The 408-nt window shown below is 34.8% G+C and carries 1 pseudogene; it reads left to right on the top strand.

The features are described from left to right. Positions 1–199: 199 nt before the first annotated feature. Positions 200–301: pseudogene (locus tag SB775_RS27575) on the top strand (IS3 family transposase); the annotation flags it as partial. Between the last annotated feature and the right edge of the window lie 107 nt (positions 302–408).

Genomic DNA, 408 nt, shown 5'->3' with positions numbered 1-408 from the left:
AACGGGTGCTTTAGCTGAAGATCGGAGCTGTCTTTAAGGCAGCTTTTCTTTATGGAACTATCGGGGCAGGTTAGTTCCATAAGCGAAGTGTATTCGGACTGTGCGGTACTTTCAAAAAAATACATTAAGCCTCTAACAAATCACTCTCTTTTCAGATAAAATAGTTGCTGATAGGCTATTGATAACATCAACTCTAAAAGATGATTATATTCATTACTATAACCACAAACGAATGAAGGTAAAATTAATAAAAGACCTGAGTCCGATAGAATACCGAACTCAGGTCTTAGAAGCTGCTTAAACTATATGTCTAACTTTATTGGGTCAGATCAAATCACAAGAAAAGAATCCATTTTGAAAAAAGATTGTTCAAAATGGATTCTTTTTATTTACGCTAATATGGGGGTT

It is taken from the genome of Peribacillus sp. SIMBA_075 (genome assembly GCF_046534585.1).
The sequence above is the reverse complement of the archived record's forward strand: the minus strand, read 5'-3'. Positions and strand labels throughout refer to the sequence as shown.